This is a genomic window from Roseovarius tolerans (assembly GCF_900109855.1).
Classification (GTDB): Bacteria; Pseudomonadota; Alphaproteobacteria; order Rhodobacterales; family Rhodobacteraceae; genus Roseovarius; species Roseovarius tolerans.
This window is the reverse complement of the sequence record NZ_FOBO01000040.1, coordinates 1-3,213: the sequence shown is the minus strand read 5'-3', so window position 1 is coordinate 3,213 and position 3,213 is coordinate 1. Positions and strand designations below refer to the sequence as shown.

At 53.6% G+C, this 3,213-nt stretch carries 2 protein-coding genes; one reads left to right on the top strand and one right to left on the bottom strand.

Features of this window, described 5'->3' with window-relative positions; all coding sequences use genetic code 11:
• The first annotated feature begins 1,358 nt into the window (after positions 1 to 1,358).
• The gene (locus BMX04_RS19260) at positions 1,359 to 1,868 is read left to right on the top strand and encodes a hypothetical protein (protein WP_139194640.1); all 510 of its coding nucleotides are present in this window, start codon (positions 1,359 to 1,361) and stop codon (positions 1,866 to 1,868) included.
• 218 nt (positions 1,869 to 2,086) lie between these two features.
• Here the strand turns inward: BMX04_RS19260 and BMX04_RS18785 are convergent, their stop codons facing one another.
• Positions 2,087 to 3,118, bottom strand: coding sequence for a tyrosine-type recombinase/integrase (locus BMX04_RS18785; protein WP_217644528.1), 1,032 nt, complete (start codon positions 3,116 to 3,118; stop codon positions 2,087 to 2,089).
• Between the last annotated feature and the right edge of the window lie 95 nt (positions 3,119 to 3,213).

The window sequence follows — 3,213 nt, the reverse complement described above, 5'->3', positions numbered from 1 at the left end:
GCGCCAGTCAAATCGTCATTCGTTGATCAAGGGCTTAAATCCAAAATAAGGTGGAATTTTGGAAATTTTGAAGCAGGCTTGGCTCACCCATTGATTGATAGAAGGGATAGCCTGTCCGGTTGATCTGGAATCCAGCCTGGTTGACGTCCAAAGGCGGCTCAAGAGATCTGCATCGCGTTAATGCCAGAGAGCTAGAAGTCGTTTTTGATTGGTAGCAACACTAGTTAAGATCTCGATGACAATTACGCGGCAAGCCAAGAGCATAGCCCGCCAATCCCGCCGCGCCCGATTGTGTTTCAAGGACAAGGCCGATCACTCAGCAGGACCAGTGGGTGCATCTAGACAAAGAAAACAGATGCGGTGTGGCAAAGGTGGGCGAGGCTTACGCCCCGCCCTTCATTAGATTGTCCCGCTTCCACAACGGCTGTAGGTTGCTGAAATGGCAAAGCTCGACGAGTTTCTCCAATGACTCGGCTGCCGATAGAGGCACGATGTGATCAACTTCCCACTGACCATACCGTTCCCAGCCCATTCCTTCCGTGAACCGAGCCGTCATGTGTTCCCGCAACTTTTCATGTGAACACCCGACCGCCTGAGAGGGGCTGACGCGCCCTCTGAGGACCTGTCCCGATCTGAGCTGGACTGATCTGAACATCCGGTAGGATGGGTCTGAGGCCCGCCTCTGACGCTCTCTGGCAGTCGTTTTATCAGCATTACATTGAACGCACTGGCGGTTGCTCACGTACCGCTCTGCAAGATGTCCGAATTTACACATCCGTCCAGTCCAGAAACGAGAAAGACCGCACGCAGCGGCCTTTTCTCGGGTGAGGAGCATTTGCCCCTCGAATATGTCCAACGGCATTAGGCGGCAGTCGCCTCTTGCCGACCCTCCAATCGAGCTAAGCGTTCGATCTCCGCTTGCCCCTTGGGCTTGACTGACCCGCTGAACACTCGCCCATAGAGTAGCCAGTTCAGCAATAGGTTCCGCATGCGCTCGGAGGGCATATACAGCGTCACCTTGCGCCTTGGCCTATACGAGTGCTTGGTCATATTCAGGCCGCCAACTCTAATAGCAGAACGGAACAGCCACTGCACGAGTTCAGTCAATGCATACGCGTTGCAGAACTGATGCGCCTCGGGGGAATTACGTGCCAAGCCCAAGAACGTAAGCAACTGTGGGTTGGGGTACTGGTCGTATAGATACACGGCAGTGTGGCAATCTCTATAGGCGTTTGTACCGCGTGTCGTATTTGGAACGAACCTTACTCCGTTAGTGGACCAAGTCTCTTGGTAGGTTTCTTGTAGAAGGAAACCCGAATGAGGAACAAAGGCACCTTCAAGATCGACACACCGGTTTCATGGACGCTGTGGACCCCGAGCCTTCAGCGGAACTTGAAGCAGCATATAGTGCCGATCCGGAAATAGTTTGGGTGGACAAAACGTCCCCGGAGTGGATTAGAACATCCATCTATTGGCGAGCTAAGGTATTCCAGCGCGAGTTCGGATATGACGTCCCACAGTGGGAAATTCAGGGCAGGTATGACCCTGAAGCATTGGGATATGTTTTTCACGACGACGACTTTCGAATTATCGGTGCAGCTTGTTTTCGACCGCTGAAAAACAGTAGTGCCCGATTTATTCTCGACTGGATATGGCTATCCCCGAAGGCCAGACGCAATGGCTTTGTCTCCCGGCAATGGGAAGAATTCAGGCGACGCTTCGGCTTGTTTCTTATCGGAGGGCCGGTATCCGAGAGCATGCTAACATTGCTGCGCCTAAGGTTCTCCGGTCACAACATAACACAGGGTGGTATGGCAGAGCCTGTTATTCCCATGGAGCAGTTTGCAAGTGTTCAAGAAACACGCTGATAAAGATCATAAAAGCATATGGCTATAGCTGCACCCAGTTATCAAGAAACAGCCCCAACACAGCTACTTTTTACGGCGACTGTTGAGAAGAACTGAGTTATCACCAGACTATTCGTCTGAATCCAACGCTTAGCCACTAGCAGGTGCGGACCCGCCCGTCGAACTACCGCCCGCATACAGGAACAGCGCTGCGACAGCCGTCCTTCTTCTATAAGAAGTCATGCCGCCGCCTCACTATCAACGGCATGCAACTTAGCAACAATATCATCTGTTTGTAGGTGGGTGTACCGCATCAACATACGCAGATCGCGGTGACCGCTAATCATCTGGACCTGTGCCAACGACAGACCGCTTTCCACAAAGCGGGACACAGCTTCGTGCCGTATGTCATGGAGGGTCAGATCGACGACCCCTGCGCGCGTCCGCAAACGGTCGAAAGCCAAGCGTACAGAGTTGCCAGATAGCGGGACACACCGCGCAGCACTTCGGGGCAACCTTGCCAGCACATGTACCGCAGTCGGGCTCAGGGGCACTGTGCGGGCACGTCCATTCTTGGTCTGAGGCAGAAAGACTGTGCAGCGTTCCAAGTCCACATGTTTCCACTCCATCGAGAGCAACTCACCACGTCGCATACCTGTCGCCAGCGCCAGCGCGAGCAACGGTTTCATGAGGGGCAGTCGGGCTTCGTTCACTGCCTCCAAAAGTGCCTGCCATTCACCCGCCTGCAACCGACGTTCCCGCCTGTTGTTGATACGCGGCCTCCGCACTTGTTTCACTGGGTTGCTTGCATGAACACGCTGGCCCCAGTCGGTGCATGCAATGTCGATAGCGTGCTGCATCCAACCCAATTCACGCACTACCGTTGCAGGTTTCATTTTTTTGGAACGTTGGTCTCTGTGGGCAATGAAGTCGGAGGTTCTCAGCTTGAAAAGCTGCATCCCCGCCAGCCTTGGACAGGACCGTAAGAAACCGTTGATTGCATATGTTTCATTGTCAGCACACCGCTTGGTGCTGGTCACCTCATCGCGATACCGTTCAAGCACTTGCCCAAAGGACATATTGGTAACTTCATCGCAACCAGCGTGCTGTAGACTGCCTTGCTCTGCCTGCAACTCGGTCTCACGCGCCCATTTCATGGCGTCAGCACGCTTGCTGAATGTCTTAGATTGCGACCGGCCATCTCTGCGCACAGTGGCCTGCCACTTGCCGCTCGGTCTCTTGTTTAATGTAGCCATCGTCTGCATCTCCATTGAAGGCTTATCCCTTTTGTTCCGGCGGGACTACATGTTGAGGCGACAGAGTTCTTGATTGTGGATTGAGGCACGGATTAGATCCGTTTGCAGCG